This window comes from Methanothrix sp., from assembly GCF_016706325.1.
Taxonomy (GTDB): domain Archaea; phylum Halobacteriota; class Methanosarcinia; order Methanotrichales; family Methanotrichaceae; genus Methanothrix.
On record NZ_JADJJX010000001.1, the window covers coordinates 1296149 to 1311935 of the forward strand.

A 15787-nucleotide genomic window follows, 5' to 3' on the forward strand; every position below is an offset into this window, starting at 1 on the left:
GGCCGGGGGAGGAGCCTGAAGAGGTATCAGGCCCCTTGAACCCATTTCCCAAGAGGTGACTGGATTTGGAGGAACTGGTGCTGGCCAGATGGGTCGATCGCTTCTGGGCCTGGCTGATAGATGTTCTCTTGATGGGCTTGGTCTGGCATAGGCTTAGCATCCTCCTGAGAGTCGAGGCGGTGCAGCTGGAGGGAGCGCTGATGCTATCCTGCCTGTTATTCCTCTACTGGACGGTGCTGGAAGGCTATCGGGGGCAGTCCCTGGGAAAGATGCTGCTCAATATCGTTGTCGTGGGCCCTTATGGAGAGGCCATCGGCTACAGGGACTCAGCGGTGCAGTCCTTTGGCAAGGCCTTTCTTCTCCCCGCCGATCTTCTGATAGGCCTCTTTGCCTTCCGGGGAGGGCGGCAGAGGCTCTTTAACCGGCTCTCGGATACAGTTGTAAGAGAGCAGATTCTCTGATGCCGCCCGCTTGGTGCTGCCCGCTTTATGGAGGGCTTCTCTATGGAAACACTTAATGCTGGATTGGGCAGTTGATTATGAGCATGAAAACCATAAAAGTCATGAATGCCTCCAGCAAACCCAACCCCCACGGGGTGGATGCCCGGAGCCTCAGCGATACCGAGAACGCCCAGGTGGTACACATAACCCTGCAGCCGGGCGAGTCATTGAAAAAGCATGTCACCCCCGTGGATGTGATCTTCTATGTCCTGGAGGGGGAAGGGGTGGTGGAGATCGGTGAGGAGAAGGAGGTGGCAGTGGCCGACACTCTCATCGAGAGCCCGGCCAAGATCCCCCATCGCTGGATTAACGAGAGCAATGCCGTCACCCGGATCCTGGTGGTCAAGACCCCCGGGCAGAAGGAGGCAACGAGATTGCTCTGAACTGGGAGGATCGATTCATGGAACTCAAGCCACCAGCATCTCTGAGAAGGGAGCATGAAGAGCTTCATGCCGAGCTTGCAGAGACAATAGAGGCCGGCGGAAATACGGGCAATGCAGCGAAGAAGGTGGCCGACATCCTCCATGCTCATTTCTTGAAGGAGGAGGAGTATGCCCTTCCGCCGCTGGGCATGCTGCCGGTTCTGGCGGAGGGTACAGTCCTGCCCGAGATGCAAGCGGTAATAGAATTGACCGATCGATTGAAAGCCGATCTTGGGCATATGCTCAAGGAGCATGAAGAGATTGTGACCGCCCTCAAGTCCCTCATCAGAGCGGCAGAGGGGGAAGGGAATGAAAAGGCAGTGATCTTCGCCGAGAAGCTGATGTTCCATGCCCAGACAGAGGAAGATGTTCTTTATCCGGCGTCGATATTGATTGGCGAATATCTGAAGCTGAAGCTCTCCCGAAGATTAATATCGCAGAACTGAAGTGTAAAAATTTATTATGATATCGCTGGAGTTCCTTCTGCTGGGAGTGGCCGTAATGCTCCTCTTAAGCGTGGTATCCAGCAAAGCATCCACTCAGCTGGGTGTGCCAACTCTGGTCCTCTTCCTGCTGATTGGCATGCTAGCCGGATCGGATGGGCCAGGGGGAATAGAGTTCAATAACCCCTGGATGGCCCAGTACCTGGGGACAGTGGCCCTGATCTTCATCCTCTTCGCCGGCGGCCTGGACACCAAATGGAAGGAGGTCAAGCCCGTTCTTTGGCAGGGGGCGGTTCTCGCCACACTGGGGGTCATCCTCACTGCTATAATCGTCGGCTATGCCGCCTATTACGTCCTGGACTTCAGCCTTCTTGAGGCAATGCTCCTGGCGGCGATCATCTCCTCCACCGACGCGGCGGCAGTGTTCTCCATCCTCCGTTCGAAGCATATCAGTCTGAAGGGGGATCTAAGGCCCCTCTTGGAGCTGGAGTCGGGCAGCAATGATCCCATGGCCATCTTCCTGACCACCAGCCTGATTGGATTGATCATTGGAGATGTCTCCACCCCCACTGCTCTGCTCCCCATGTTTGCCCAGCAGATGGCCCTGGGAGCGGTATTCGGCTATATCATGGGCCGGGGAATGGCCATCATCATCAATCGGATTCGCCTTGATTACCGGGGGCTTTATCCCCTGCTGACCACATCGCTGGTCATGCTGGCCTATGCACTGACCGCCTCTCTGGGAGGAAATGGTTTTCTGGCTGTGTACCTGGCCGGGCTGGGCCTGGGCAAGCACTCCTTTATTCACAAGCGCAGCCTGATAGACGATCATGACAGCCTGGCCTGGCTGATGCAGATCGCCATGTTCTTGACCTTGGGCCTGCTGGTCTTCCCCTCGCAGCTCCTTCCAGTGGTGGGCATTGGCCTGTTCATCTGCTCGGTCCTGATGTTCCTGGCCCGGCCGATGGCCGTCCTCATATGTCTGCTCCCCTTCCGGAGGATTCCGATCAAGGAGAGGGTCATGATCTCCTGGGTGGGCCTGCGGGGCTCAGTACCCATCATCCTGGCCACCTTCCCCCTTGTATCCGGGGTTCAGAAGGCGGATATGATCTTCAATGTGGTCTTCTTCGTGGTCCTGACCAGCGTACTGGTGCAGGGCTCCAGCATACCCTTCTTCGCCCGCAGGCTGGGCCTGGATGCTCCCCTGGCCCTCCTTCCCGAGCCACCGGAGGGGGTCGCGGGAAAGGAGGGATGGGAGCCTTTGGTCAAGCTCAAGGTCCTTTCCGGCAGCTCTGCTGATGGAAAGCAGATTGCAGACCTCAATCTGCCCGATGACACCTGGATTGCTGTCCTGAGAAGGGAGGGTCATCCCATTCGTCCTGGAGGGAGCACAATATTAAAGGGGGGTGATCGCCTCTCCGTCCAGTCCAGCGGCGCATCCCTTGATCTGCTCCGCTCCTTGGTGGAGAAAAAGGAGATCCCAGCAGATGGCGGTCAGGCGGGGCACCAGGAGACCTGAGGATCATCGGAGGGGTACCGGGGCCGGGGCGGCTATCGGCCTGGAGCATCATTCTCTTTAACCTGGAGGATAAGAGCTGGTACGATGGATCTGAAGACAAAAGCCCTTCTTCTCTCTATAGGGAGAGTGCAGCTCTCCCGGCCTCAGGATGGCGGCCAGCCGTCCACCGCCGGCCCCGGCGCGGGGGAGAGCTCAGTCTTCTTTCAGTCCGGCAGGAGATTGGTACGCCTCAGCGTAGTGGACAGATCGCCTCTCAGCCTGGAGGTGAGAGGGGATGAGGCGCTCATCTCCCTGCAGGGCAGAGCGATCTCCAGGGGCAGGATGGTTGAGCCCCTGCTGCACTCACCGGGCCAGGCCTATATCACCGTCTCTGAGCGTTGCATATACGACTGCAGGTTCTGTGCTGTCCCCAGGCTGAAGGGGGGGGTGAAGTCTCATCAGCGGGTGGTGGAGATGGTGAAAGAGGCGAATGCCACCGGCAGGCTGGAGTCCATCTCCCTGACCAGCGGCACTGAGGTCTCCCCACAGCTTGAGGGGGAGAGGGTGGCGGCTTTGGTCTGCGATCTGAAGCAGTTTGGAGTGCCGATAGGAGTATCTGTCAACCCCTTTCCAGGAGTCAACCGGATGCTCTACGATGCCGGGGCAGATGAAGTCAAGTACAATCTGGAGACGCCCGATCGCATTCTCTTCTCCCGGGTCTGCCCGGGATTGTCCTATCAAGAGATAATGGATGCCCTGGAGGAGGCTGTGGAGCTCTTCGGAGAAAACCACGTCTTCTCCAATCTGCTCGTTGGCCTGGGGGAGTCGGACCAGTCCCTCCGCCAGGGGATGGATGAGCTTACGGATCGGGGCGTTCTTCCCATTCTGAGGGCGGCTTACCCTCATCCCCTGCGCCTGGATGAGGTGGATATCACCCGGCCATCGGCAGAGCGGCTGCTGAAGCTGGCTCGATACCTGAGGATGAGACTGGATCAGAAGGGCCTGGACGGCAGGCTGGCCCTCACAGGCTGCTATTGCTGCACCGGCTGCGATCTCGTTCCAGGAAGGGATCTATAAGGCGCTCAGAACTCAATATCCTCATCATTCAATCAGACAGGCCATATCATCATTGCGCCTTATGAACAGGCCAATAGGATATGCAGCTGGATATATAGCCGGATGTATGTGATATCCAATGGCTGGCTCGAATGACCTCCTATGGCACAACAAGCAATCCAGATACATGAGGCTCAGCAGCCGCTTTTGGTTAAAGGGAAGGCCTTGATTCTGGTGAGCCATCCTTTTGATGAAGCGGAATGACAGGGATGCACTCTGTCGGCGGGAATAATTCTCTTCTTCGCCCTTTTACCCTGTAAGAAAGCGCCGAGGGTGGGATTTGAACCCACGATCCGCGGAGCGGAACAGGTTTAGCAAACCTGCGCCATACCAGGCTAGGCGACCTCGACAGCCTAAGCTAAAGTTTGTGGTGATATGCTTCGATCGGCGTCATTGGAATACTCTTTCAGGTATATATTGCTTTTGGGCTTTTGGCAGCAAACCTGTGCTTTTCAACTAAATGATCCTCTAAGATATTTAAGTGTTGTAAGAAGCATGATAGCATGATAGCTTGGATTTTTCCGGGGCACTGTTGAGTATAAAGACCGGGAAGCCAGTGGCATCAAGCAGATTATATTTATTATTATATATTTTTATATTATTTTGCTAAAGATTGAAGATGTAAAACAATGGCAAAATCGAGATCTGCTTTGTGGCACCGGCATGACGGCGGGAGGATCAAGGGTCTGGGCCCCAGCCCTCACCTCACACAGGCCAGCAGATCCTTGCTGGTGATGATGCCCACCAAGGCCCCATCCTTCAACACCGGCAGCCTTCTGATATTGTGCTCTTGCATCAGCTCCGCCGCCCTCTGGGTGGAATCATCAAGATCGATGGTGATCAGAGGACCGGGGGTCATGATATCAGTGACCCGAACCCTGGCCGGATCCTGCCCCTTGGCAAATACCTCCAGGAAGATCTGGCTGGTGGTGACAATCCCCAGACACTCCTTGAGGAGGCACTCCTCCGCCACCAGAACGCTGCCTTTCTTCTGTGCTGCCATCACCCTTATGGCATCCAGCACCATGGCCTCGGGAGGCACGGTGACAATGGGATAGCTCATCAACTCTCTGACCTTCATAGCACAACCGATCCTTTGGACGGATACAGAGGATAACTTCCGCCGTTTTGCATTTTCCATCCACCTGTAGCCACTCTACCAAGATAAATCAGACGCTCAGAGAAGATTGAAAAATGATTTCAAATGGCTTCAGTGATGCAAGGGCATCTGTCACTATTGGGATTGAGCCCTAATTCGCAGAATTGAGTTTATAAACTTCAATGCAGAGTCAGGGGGAAGGAAAGTCGAGAAGGGCAAAGGAGGTAGGAGGAAGCACCTATCGACTTTCACATTGATCTATATAGAGAATCGACGAGATATATAGCTTTCGATCATGAGGATTTAAAGCATCTCCTCCAGCCCTCTCTTCAAATTCGCATATGTCGCCCGCAGGTGCTCAGATATCACCCTGGTATCGGATATGACGGGCATGAAGTTGGTATCGCCATTCCAGCGGGGCACTATATGCATATGGATATGATCGGCAATTCCCGCGCCGCCCACAATGCCCATATTGATCCCCAGGTTGAATCCATCCGGATGCATGGTATGTCTCAAGAGCTCCACCGCCAGATCGGCAAGCTCCATCATCTCCTCCCGCTCGCCATCAGCCCAGCCTGAGAGCTTTGAGGTATGACGAAATGGGACCACCATCATGTGGCCATTATTGTAGGGATAGGCATTCATGATGATGAAATGGTGTACTCCTCTGTAGAGTATCAGATTCTCCTCATCCCTCTTCTCCCCGGGCTTGGTGCAGAAGATGCAGCCCTCCGGTTTCTTGCTGAGGATGTACTCAATCCTCCAGGGTGCCCACAGGTGCTCCATATCACTTCGCTCCGTTCTCAAATACAACCTTTCTTCCCACCACTTTAGGCTTCCCCTCGATGAACATCTTTATCGCCCGGGGATAGGCTCTGTACTCCGCCTTCTGGATCCTGGCCTTCAGACTCTCGCGGGTATCGTTCCTCCTCACCGGCACCGGCTGCTGATAGACGATGGGCCCGTGATCGACATCCTCATCCACGATATGAATAGTGGTGCCGGTCCAGGTCACCCCATGCTCCAGGGCCTGGCCGAAGGCATCCAAACCCCGGAAAGAGGGCAGCAGGGCAGGATGGATATTCAAGATCCTGTTCTTGTAATGGCGGACGAATCCGGGAGATAGGATCCTCATGTAGCCGGTGAGGACCACCAGCTCCACCCCCGCTCCCTCCAGATGTTCGATGAGCTTCTGATCGTACTCCTCTCTGGAGCTTCCTGCAGGCTCGATGAACATATGGGGGACGCAAAACTCCTCTGCGATCCTGAGGGCGCCGGCATCAGGCTGGTCGGCCAGGACTATCTTCACCCGGGCAGGAAGCTGGCCCGCTCGCTCTGCCTGCAGGATGTAGCGGAGATTCTCCCCCCTGCCAGAGGATATGATGCCAATGGAGGCGGTCAAACTGCTGACTCACTTCCCCAAAGTGATCTCAATCGCAGATACATTGGCCTCCCCCCGATCGGTATTGAGAGTCTCGGTGGAGATCTGAATTCCCATCACCCTTACATCCGGCAGAAATCGAGACCTTGAGACCTCTGCCACATCCACCGCCCTGGAGATCGCCCGCCCCCTGGCCATGATCTTGACGTCCTTGGCGCCGCTGTTGAACTGGGTTACCACTGCCAGCACATAATTCATCACAGGCTTATTGCCGATGAATACGACCTCATCTTCCGCCATTGGCTCATCACCTTGAAAATTAAATTTTAATATCCTATGATATCATAGATAAATCTACTGATTAATCTGTTGACGAGATCGCTATGCTTACAGATATCCTCCTTCACAAATATATTCTTTTACAAACATCTTCCCTTACAAACATTTTCCCCTACAGATATCGTCCCCGCGCTTTTATCTCCTTTACCCTCTCTAAAACCGCCTTCCCTTGAGGATAAACCCTCAGGTAGCCGGACTTGAAGGACTCTATCAACTCCTCCGGCCGGTCGTGGGTGCTCTCCAAGGTCTGGAAATAGACGTGCACATCCACCCCCTGAGCCTCAACCGAACGCTCATAAAATGCCAGGCCGAAGTCGATCAGGCAGATCCCCTCCCTCACCAGGATCATATTGGAGGTGGTAAGGTCTCCATGGATGATCCCACCCCGGTGCAGCTTTCCCACCATCTCCCCCACCTTGCTTGAGAGCGCCGGGCAGATCACATCCTTGAGTTTATCCCCCTGTACGTGCTCCATCCTCAGCTCAAACCGGGACACATCGCAGATGATGGGGGTGAGGACTCCATGCCTGCGGGCCTCAGAGGTGATCCTTGCCTCCCTAATGGTCCTCTCCTGACGGATGCGTTCGTCCAAGGCGGGCAGGCGGTAGCTCTTGGGAAGCCGCCACTTCCTGACCACTCCATTCTCAAGGGTTATGACTGCTTCTGCCCCTCTTCCTATCTCCATGAGGCCTGCATCTCCTGCCAACTCCCACCTGCCAGCTTCCATCTGTCAGCTCCCATCTGATCTCTCCGTATTTATTCTCCCATCCCCACCTAAGAGGCCCTCTATATAAGGGCCATGACCTCAAGGGCCACGATCTCCATCTTCGAAGATGTCATTCTCCTCCAGTGCTCCCAGGCAGAGTCACTCTACTGGACCCCTCTCTTTTCCGTACTGCAGATGCTGGAAGCAGATCTGGAGATTGGGCCTGCCGGGCAAGCAGCAGTGCTCCTTGATCGTCAATCCTTTCCACAGGAAAAAATTTTATCCTTATCCAGAAAGGGGGGAGCATGATCATAGATGTGGTAGTCGCGAGCACCTCTCGCTATAACAGCTTCGGTACGGTCACCGATCCGGATAGAGCAGAGGACCTGTCCGGAAAGATAATACTGGAAAGGATCAGCAGGGCAGGGCATACCGGCAAATACCAGCTTCTTCCCGATGGAATAGAGCCCATCCAGCAAGCAGTGAAATCGAGCACTGCTGATGCCATAGTGATCTGCGGCGGCACGGGGCTCACCCGCCTGGACCAGACGATCGAGGCGGTAGAGCCGCTCTTTGAGAAGAGGCTTCCGGGATTTGGGGAGATATTCCGCTGGCAGAGCATGCAGGAGGTTGGCACCCGCGCCATGTTGACCCGGGCAACGGCAGGGGTGCACAGAAAGAGGCCTGTATTCTGCCTGCCCGGCTCTCCCGCTGCCGCCCGACTGGGCATAGAGCTGATCTTAGCAGAGATAGAGCATATACTGAAGCACGTGGCTGAGTAGAAAAAAATATTAGTTATCAAATCAAGTCCTGATGCTTCGGAGTAGCCTTTTATATCATTAGTGCACCAATAAGCACATAGAGCTATACACGGAGATTTGGCCAATGGAGACGGAGATTCCAGTGCGAGATATCATGACCCGGCCGGTGATCACTGCTGATGCCGACATGGATATATTGAGCGCTGCCAAGAGGATGGGCTCGGCCAACGTGGGGAGTCTGATAATAGTATCAGCAGATATGATCACAGGCATTCTGACGGAGAGGGACCTGGTAAGAAAGGTCGTAGCTCAGGGCGTCGATCCCAGAAATTTGAGGGTGAGAGATGTCATGAGCTCGCCTGTGACTACAATCGAACCAGATGCGAGCTTGCGGGATGCGGCCGCTCTGATGCTCCGCGTGGGGGTAAAACGACTGCCGGTGATTCATAAAGGGAAGCTTGTGGGGATAATCACTGACACCGACCTGATCTCTGGCTCCTCGCTGGGATTGAATGATATCCTGAGCGATCTATTGGAGATGCACCGGGAGAGCATTCACTTCGAGCAGCCTCGAGGGGCGGTGAGTGGAATCTGTGAGGTCTGCGGCCAGCTTTCGGATAATCTGGAAAACGTGAATGGTGAGTTGCTCTGCTGGAGCTGCAGGGACGGAAATCGATAGCTTTAACATGATTGCAATATGGCAAAATGCGATATGGCAAAATGCAATATGGCAAAATGCGATATGGCAAAATGCAATATGGCAAAATGCGATATGGCAAAATGCAATATGGCAAAATGCGATATGGCAAAATGCGATATGGCAAAATGCAATATGGCAAAATGCAATATGGCAATTGCGGGACAGCAGGGGAGTTTAAATGCTAGTCGAAGACATTTTCTCTAGAGATCCTCTTTATGTGGAGGACTCCACCTATCTGACCAAGGCACGCCAGTTGATCAGAGATAACCATGTGCGAGGGCTGCCAGTTGTGGATAGCAGCGGCCAGGTTCTGGGGGTCATAACCTCGCAGGATGCACTTCGGGTGACCTCAACCAGATCGAATGTTACAGTCTCTGGATTCATAACGGCAGTACCCACAGTGGTCGGCGACACCGATGTGCTTGATGCAGCAAGGCTCATGCTTAAAGAGAAGAGCAACCTGCTTCCGGTGGTCGAATCCCAAGAGGATAAGGCCCTCAGAGGTGTTGTGACTATAATCGACATATTCAAGCATTTGGATTTATCTAAAATTCCCAAAAAGCAGATAAGCGAGATCATGAGCACCAAGGTGGTAACCGCCCGCCTCGATGAGCCGGTTACCAAGGTCTGGGAGCGAATGGTCAGCCAGGACTTCACCGGTCTGCCCATGGTGAGGGAGGATAAGCCTGTAGGAATGATCACCAGATTTGATATACTCAAGAGAGGATGGGCCAGGATCAGCAAAGAGAGCGAGACCCGACCGACAGACTCAATGCACCTTCTGGCTGAGAAGCTGATGAGCTCTCCCCTCTACAGCCTCAAGCCGACGGCCAGCGTTGCCGAGGCTATAGAGTTTATGCTCAAGCATGATGTGGGCAGGGTATCAGTGGTAGACGGGGGAAGGATCACGGGAATAGTAGATAGAAGCGATCTGATAAGATGTTACCTGGGTGAGTGAGTATGAGCAATGGTCCAACTACTGGAAAAGAGATAACAAGGATTCCGCAAAAGAACGATCGAATGCCAAGAGCCCCCGGCTCGGGGGAGAGAGGACCTCTGCAGTTCAACTCCAGGCATGCCAAGCATGTCAGCGAGGTGCTAAGCGCAGCGTCGCCGGATGTGGTCACCGTCCCCCCTACCACCACCATCATGGGGGCGATAAAGACCATGACCTTCTATGGCTTCTCCAGGCTTCCCATTGTAGATGCCGGCACCAAGAGGCTGCTGGGCTTTGTGACATCGGTGGATATTGTAGACTTTCTGGGCGGCGGGCTGCGGCATAACCTTCTGCAGGAGAAGTACCATGGCAATATCTTCACCGCCATAAATGCCGATATAAGGGAGATAATGAGCAGCAAGCTCATCTATGCCAGCGAGAACTCCTCCCTGCCAGAGGTCTTGAAGCTGATGTACGAGAAGAACGTTGGCGGCCTTCCAATAGTGGATGAGGATACCCGTATAAAGGGGATAATCACCGAAGAGGACTTCGTCCGCTCCTGCCGGGGGGTGGATACAACTCTGCTGGTGGAATCCTTCATGAGCCCCAATGTGGTAACTGCGCCCGCCCAGACCACAATTGAGAAGATGACCCGGATGATCATCCAGAAGGGCTTCCGGCGGATGCCAGTGGTCCAGGATGGTGTCCTCATGGGAATGGTCACCGCATCGGATATAATGAAATACATGGGCAGTGGCGAGGCATTCGAGAAGGTGGTTACAGGCGCCATCGGCGAGGTGATGGACCAGCCCATAAAGGGCCTGATCAAGAGGAGCCTGATCACCATTGATAGGAAGATGAACCTCGGCCACGCAGCCAGAAAGATGATCGACAACGAGATTGGATCGATGCCCGTTATGGACAGGGGTTCATTAGCGGGGATTCTGACGGAAAGAGACTTCGTGAGGGCTTTAGCAGAGAACAGAGGAATACTGCCATGATCATAAAGAAAGTCAAAGACTACATGAGCACCCCGGTAAATGTCATTGAGCGGAACGAGCCCATCCAGAGAGCCAGAAATCTGATGTTCAAGTACTCCATCGGCCGGCTGCCGGTCATGGACAATGGCAAGCTGGTGGGCATAGTCACCAAATACGATATCACCAACCGGATCAGCCAGGCAGCCCCAGAATGGCGAAGGAGGCCCATAGACAAGATCCCCATCCAGGTGGTCATGACCGAGAAGCCGATAACTATATTCCCCGATGCCACCATGCCTCAGGCAGCGGAGTTGATGATCGAGAATGACTTCAGCGGCCTGCCGGTGGAGAAGGATGGAGAGATCGTGGGCATGGTAACCTCCCGGGATATGGTGAGGTACTTCTCCGATCAGGATGTATCATCAAAGGTGGAGGATCTGATGAGCAAGAATATCCTCGCTGTGCATCGCCATCATACCATCAGCCACATACTGGATGAGATGAATGCTCAGGGCCTCAGCCGGGCATTGGTCTATGAGGGCGGCAACGTTCCAGTAGGCATAGTGACCCGTTCAGGTCTCACCTTCTCCCAGATCATGGGGCCCAAGGACGAGATGGAGGCCAAGAGCATCAAGATGACCAGAAAGGAGAGCACTGCTGGGAGAAAGCAGCAGCGATACATAAAAGAGATGCCCTTCGTAGCCGAGGACGTCATGACATCGCCCGTATACTCTCTGGCCCCGGAGATGGGGGCTGTACAGGCCAGCAAGACCCTGGCAGAGAAGCATATCATCGGCATGCCTGTGGTGAAGGGGAATGAGGTGGTGGGCTACTTCTCAGCCGATGAGATCATAGCAGAGATTGGCAGGTGGAAGTGATGCAGGTTAAGGAGATTATGACAGAGCCCGTTTCCATAGATAAATCGGAACGGTTGAGCCATGCACTGGATATCATGGAGAAGAACGATCTGCGCAGGCTCCTGGTCACCAATAAGGGCAAGATAGGGGGCATAACCACCACCAGGCAGATCGCTCGTGTTCTTGGTGCCCGCAAAGCATTGGGCATGCCCGCCTCCTCTTTGCATGTGGCATCGGCCACCATGGACAGCGTGATCAAGGTTCTGCCGGACATGGATATGGATGATGCCATGGTCCTATTGCAGAAGACATCAGTACTGGTGGCAGTGGATGGGGATAAGATCTTGGGCTGGGTCAGGCCAAGGGAGATCCTGGAGAAGGCCACTGTGAGCGGGGTGGCCGCAGATGCCATGAGACATCCTCTCACCGCCAATCCGAGCGACCGGCTGGTTCATGCCCGGCGCACAATCCTGGACAGGGATATCGGAAGGCTTCCTGTGGTGGAGTCAGGGCGGCTGGTGGGGATAATAACCGAGGGAGATGTGGCCCGGGCTCTTCGGGCCTTCAGGGATCTGAACGACACTGCCAGCAAGCAACATGCTCGCATCTACAATATCCTGGTCTCAGATGTGATGACCCATGATGTCAAGTTCGTCTACACTGATACTCCCTTAGAAGAGGTCAAGAGGATTATTCTCACAGATAACATAGGCGGCCTGCCTGTGCTCAACCACAGGGAGGAGGTAGTCGGCGTGATCACCAGGCGGTCCATACTGGATTATCTGGTGAGGACTGGATGAATCTGCAAAGGGTTGCAGAGAAGCTGGGAATAACAGTAGATCGCTTGGAAAGCCTGCAAGAGACGAAGGTATCCAAATCGTTTTGGCCCGAGCCTCAACTGCTGAGGTTTGATAAGGAGATCTCGGGAATTGAGGCCGGGACGGTGATTTTCGAGAGTGGGGAGATCGTTTGGGGCTATCCCCGCATCCGCCGTCCTCTGATGCTCGAAGCAGCCATAAAAGACCATTTCATCGATTCTGTGGCAGTGGAGGAGAAGATGAACGGACATAATGTTCGCATCACATCCATAGACGGGAATATTGTGGCCCTGACCAGGGGAGGCTTCATCTGCCCTTATTCCACTGAGGTGGCAGCAAGGCTCTTGCCGGAGGAGATATTCGAGAGGCTCCCAGGCCTGGTCTTATGTGCAGAGATGGTGGGCCCGGAAAACCCTTATGTCTCCTCTGAGGTCTATCCCACAGACAGCATCGATCTGTATCTCTTCGATGTCGCCCAGAAGAACCGGCGGGGGACCTATGGAGTATATAAAACCCAGGAGATAGCAGAGGAGTTCGGCCTGAGGGCAACGGCATTCTTTGGAGAGTTCCCATTGAAGACTGCTCATCAGAGGATCAGAGAGATAATACTCAAACTGGGCCGGCAAGGGAGGGAGGGGGTGGTGTTGAAGGATCCGAAAAACAGGGTAGAGCCCCTCAAATACACCAGCTCCGAGTCTAACTGCAGCGATCTGGAGATAGCCTTCCGCTACTATAACGACTATGCCCAGGACTTTTTCTTATCCCGCGCTGTCCGGGAGGGATTTCAGTCTGTGGAGTGGAAGGAGCCAGAGGAGGAGAGGAGGGAGAGGGCCCGGCGCATCGGAGAGAGCATCCTCTTGCCCCTGATAGAGACCATCGAGAAAAAGCAGCGTGGGGAGACTATCACCCAGAGGATCCAGATCCGGGTGGAGAGCCTGGCCACAGCGAGGGGCTTTGAGTATCACCTGCGTCGATGCGGGATCAGGGCGATATTCGACCAGCCGCTGCCCGAGGACGATGGATATAGAATAGGAATAACCAAAATCATTATGAGCACAAACGATAAAACCGAAGCCCTCTTGGATGGTGAGATGTGGTGAGGACAGAGATCGCTGACATTGAGATGGAAGGCCATCTGATCGACTCCCAGATGCTGACAAAGGTCCTGGACAGGATCATGGACATGGGAGGAGAGTTTGAGATCAAGACCTTCCGGATAGGCGAGAAGAAGAACGATACCAGCTATGTTCAGATCACAGTAACCGGGGAGGATTCCCTCCACCTGGAACGGATACTCCTGGAGCTGAACGCCCTGGGAGCACGCCTCCTGGAGATGGAGGATGTCAGGTCCCAGATAGCTCCTGGAGATATGGTGGTGCCGCGGGGATTTTACACCACCACCAATCACCCCACCTATGTGCGCTATCATGGGATATGGGTGGAGGTGGAGGCAAACCATATGGATGGTATCATCGTCCTGCATAATGGCAGGGCGGTATGCACTCCCATCGGCCATATCAAGAAGGGGGATCGGGTGGTGATCGGAACCACAGGGGTCAAGGTGGTCCCTCCCGAACGCCCGAGGGAGAGGAGCTTCTTTGGATTCATGTCCAATGAGGTCTCCTCAGAGAGGCCCAGCGGAGAGCTAATCTGCCAGCTGGCCCAGGAGATCATCCGCACCAAAAGAGAGGGGGGCAAGATAGCCGTGGTCTGCGGGCCGGCACTGGTTCACACTGGCGCTGCCCCCTCCCTGGCCAAGCTCATTCGGGAGGGATATGTGGATGTCCTCCTGGCGGGCAATGCAGTCGCAGTACATGATGTCGAGCGCCAGCTCTTTGGCACCAGCCTGGGAATGGACTGCTCGGGAAATGCCACATCCGGCGGACACAGAAACCATCTGTACGCCATAAGCGAGATCATGGCCAGCGGCTCCATCAAGAAGGCCATAGAGGAGGGCAAGCTGAAGGGGGGGATAATGTATGAGGCGATCACCAGAGGCATCGAGTTCGTCCTGGCTGGCTCCATTCGCGATGACGGCCCCCTCCCCGAGGTCATCACTGATACCATCAAGGCCAAGGATGCCATGGAGAGGGCTTTGCAGGGGGTGAATATGACCTTGATGCTGGGCACAATGCTCCATTCCATCGCAGTGGGCAACCTCCTGCCCTCATATGTCAAGACCATCTGCGTGGACATCAATCCCTCCACAGTGACCAAGCTGATGGACAGGGGATCAGCTCAGGCCATAGGTCTTGTGACCGACATCGGGATATTCCTGCCCCAGCTGACCGGGGAGATCCAGGAGCAGAAAAAGCTGGCTGTGCAGGCAGTCTGATTGAAGCTGCCTGACTGGATCGCAAATCTTTTATCTGCATATGCCCCTGTTAGAGGAGTCCCAGGAGCCGCCGTGGCTTAGCCCGGTTAAAGCGGCTGATTCGTAAGACAGTCCGAAAGATCAGCAGTCCATGGGTTCGAATCCCATCGGCGGCTTTCTATTTTTAAGAATCCTGCCCCATTGATGGCAGTTTATAAGTGGTATATAACCAGCTTATAAGCAGTTTATATATCTTAAATACTCATGTATATATACCACCAGCCTGTAAGGTATAGAATGGAGATACTTGAGTATGGAGTCCACAATAAATATAGAGAACGTGGTGGCATCCACCAAGCTGGCAGAGGTGTTTGATCTTCATAAGATCGAGGCCGAGCTGGAGGGCGCGGAATACAATAAGGAGAAGTTTCCGGGCCTGGTATACCGGGTGAAATCCCCCAGAGCTGCTTTTCTGATATTCACCTCTGGAAAGGTGGTATGCACCGGGGCCAAGAACGTTGAGGACGTCCGCACAGTGATAACCAATATGGCCCAGACCCTCAAGTCCATCGGCTTCGAGAATATCGATCTGGAGCCTGAGATCCACGTTCAGAATATTGTGGCATCTGCCGATCTGAAGACCGACCTGAACCTGAATGCCATCGCCCTCGGCCTGGGTCTGGAGAACATCGAGTACGAGCCAGAGCAGTTTCCCGGCCTGGTCTACAGGATCAAGGCTCCAAAGGTGGTGGTGCTCATATTCAGCTCCGGTAAGCTGGTGGTCACTGGTGGCAAGTCGCCAGAGGAGTGCGAAGAGGGAGTGAAGATCGTAAGGGAGCAGCTGGAGAATATGGGGCTGCTTTAGCCCTCATATTGAACCGCCATTCCCCTTTTCATCCTCCCGACCATGATA

General features: G+C 54.3%; 20 protein-coding genes and 2 tRNA genes. 16 read left to right on the forward strand and 6 right to left on the reverse strand.

Going from position 1 to position 15787, the window contains the following annotated elements; genetic code table 11:
* Positions 1-65 precede the first annotated feature (65 nt).
* The 5 genes from IPI63_RS06790 (at position 66) to IPI63_RS06810 (ending at position 3940) form a co-directional block, all read left to right on the forward strand.
* A complete protein-coding gene (locus IPI63_RS06790; RefSeq protein WP_292477581.1) occupies positions 66-461 on the forward strand; it encodes an RDD family protein in 396 nt (131 codons plus the stop codon).
* 83 nt (positions 462-544) lie between these two features.
* Positions 545-883 (forward strand): cupin domain-containing protein, encoded by a 339-nt coding sequence (locus IPI63_RS06795; protein ID WP_214065866.1) that lies wholly within the window; start codon positions 545-547, stop codon positions 881-883.
* Between the two features lie 17 nt (positions 884-900).
* Positions 901-1368: a hemerythrin domain-containing protein gene (locus IPI63_RS06800; protein ID WP_292477582.1), complete on the forward strand. Its 468-nt coding sequence runs from the start codon at positions 901-903 to the stop codon at positions 1366-1368.
* A 16-nt stretch (positions 1369-1384) separates the two neighbouring features.
* Positions 1385-2884: a potassium/proton antiporter gene (locus IPI63_RS06805; protein ID WP_292477584.1), complete on the forward strand. Its 1500-nt coding sequence runs from the start codon at positions 1385-1387 to the stop codon at positions 2882-2884.
* A gap of 84 nt (positions 2885-2968) precedes the next feature.
* On the forward strand, positions 2969-3940 hold the full coding sequence (locus IPI63_RS06810) for a radical SAM protein (protein ID WP_292477585.1): 972 nt from the start codon (positions 2969-2971) through the stop codon (positions 3938-3940).
* Between the two features lie 304 nt (positions 3941-4244).
* On the opposite strand, the gene IPI63_RS06815 is transcribed toward IPI63_RS06810, so the two are convergent.
* The 6 genes from IPI63_RS06815 to IPI63_RS06840 all read right to left on the reverse strand — a co-directional run bounded on the left by IPI63_RS06815 (position 4245) and on the right by IPI63_RS06840 (position 7528).
* Positions 4245-4329: transfer RNA gene (locus IPI63_RS06815), tRNA-Ser, on the reverse strand.
* Between the two features lie 350 nt (positions 4330-4679).
* Positions 4680-5120 (reverse strand): cyclic nucleotide-binding/CBS domain-containing protein, encoded by a 441-nt coding sequence (locus IPI63_RS06820; protein WP_292477587.1) that lies wholly within the window; start codon positions 5118-5120, stop codon positions 4680-4682.
* A gap of 261 nt (positions 5121-5381) precedes the next feature.
* Entirely contained in the window at positions 5382-5867 is a 486-nt protein-coding gene (locus tag IPI63_RS06825; protein ID WP_292477588.1) for an HIT domain-containing protein, read from the reverse strand.
* Between the two features lies 1 nt (position 5868).
* Positions 5869-6483 (reverse strand): phosphoribosylglycinamide formyltransferase, encoded by a 615-nt coding sequence (gene purN / locus IPI63_RS06830; protein ID WP_292477590.1) that lies wholly within the window; start codon positions 6481-6483, stop codon positions 5869-5871.
* A gap of 9 nt (positions 6484-6492) precedes the next feature.
* A complete protein-coding gene (albA, locus tag IPI63_RS06835) occupies positions 6493-6762 on the reverse strand; it encodes a DNA-binding protein Alba (RefSeq protein WP_214065860.1) in 270 nt (89 codons plus the stop codon).
* A gap of 151 nt (positions 6763-6913) precedes the next feature.
* Positions 6914-7528, reverse strand: coding sequence for a Kae1-associated kinase Bud32 (locus IPI63_RS06840; protein WP_292477591.1), 615 nt, complete (start codon positions 7526-7528; stop codon positions 6914-6916).
* Between the two features lie 284 nt (positions 7529-7812).
* On the opposite strand from IPI63_RS06840, the gene IPI63_RS06845 reads away from it, so the two are divergent.
* From IPI63_RS06845 to IPI63_RS06895, 11 genes are all read left to right on the forward strand, one after another.
* Positions 7813-8289: a molybdenum cofactor biosynthesis protein B gene (locus IPI63_RS06845; RefSeq protein WP_214065859.1), complete on the forward strand. Its 477-nt coding sequence runs from the start codon at positions 7813-7815 to the stop codon at positions 8287-8289.
* 103 nt (positions 8290-8392) lie between these two features.
* Entirely contained in the window at positions 8393-8947 is a 555-nt protein-coding gene (locus tag IPI63_RS06850) for a cyclic nucleotide-binding/CBS domain-containing protein (RefSeq protein ID WP_214065858.1), read from the forward strand.
* 18 nt (positions 8948-8965) lie between these two features.
* Complete coding sequence (locus IPI63_RS06855; RefSeq protein WP_214080285.1) at positions 8966-9172, forward strand: pentapeptide repeat-containing protein; 207 nt, start codon at positions 8966-8968, stop codon at positions 9170-9172.
* Positions 9147-9926: an HPP family protein gene (locus tag IPI63_RS06860; protein ID WP_292477592.1), complete on the forward strand. Its 780-nt coding sequence runs from the start codon at positions 9147-9149 to the stop codon at positions 9924-9926. The genes IPI63_RS06855 and IPI63_RS06860 overlap by 26 nt, the downstream gene beginning before the upstream one ends.
* A 62-nt stretch (positions 9927-9988) precedes the next feature.
* Positions 9989-10906, forward strand: a complete 918-nt coding sequence (locus tag IPI63_RS06865) for a CBS domain-containing protein (protein ID WP_214065855.1) — start codon at positions 9989-9991, stop codon at positions 10904-10906.
* On the forward strand, positions 10903-11763 hold the full coding sequence (locus IPI63_RS06870) for a CBS domain-containing protein (RefSeq protein ID WP_292477594.1): 861 nt from the start codon (positions 10903-10905) through the stop codon (positions 11761-11763). The genes IPI63_RS06865 and IPI63_RS06870 overlap by 4 nt, the downstream gene beginning before the upstream one ends.
* A 17-nt stretch (positions 11764-11780) precedes the next feature.
* Positions 11781-12542, forward strand: a complete 762-nt coding sequence (locus IPI63_RS06875) for a CBS domain-containing protein (RefSeq protein ID WP_292477596.1) — start codon at positions 11781-11783, stop codon at positions 12540-12542.
* Positions 12539-13660 (forward strand): RNA ligase, encoded by a 1122-nt coding sequence (locus IPI63_RS06880; protein ID WP_292477597.1) that lies wholly within the window; start codon positions 12539-12541, stop codon positions 13658-13660. Before IPI63_RS06875 ends, IPI63_RS06880 begins: the two co-directional genes overlap by 4 nt.
* Positions 13661-13683: 23 nt before the next feature.
* On the forward strand, positions 13684-14895 hold the full coding sequence (locus IPI63_RS06885) for a TIGR00300 family protein (RefSeq protein WP_366850891.1): 1212 nt from the start codon (positions 13684-13686) through the stop codon (positions 14893-14895).
* 66 nt (positions 14896-14961) lie between these two features.
* Positions 14962-15050 (forward strand) — tRNA-Thr (locus IPI63_RS06890).
* A gap of 137 nt (positions 15051-15187) precedes the next feature.
* Positions 15188-15739, forward strand: coding sequence for a TATA-box-binding protein (locus IPI63_RS06895; protein WP_214065851.1), 552 nt, complete (start codon positions 15188-15190; stop codon positions 15737-15739).
* Positions 15740-15787: the final 48 nt, after the last annotated feature.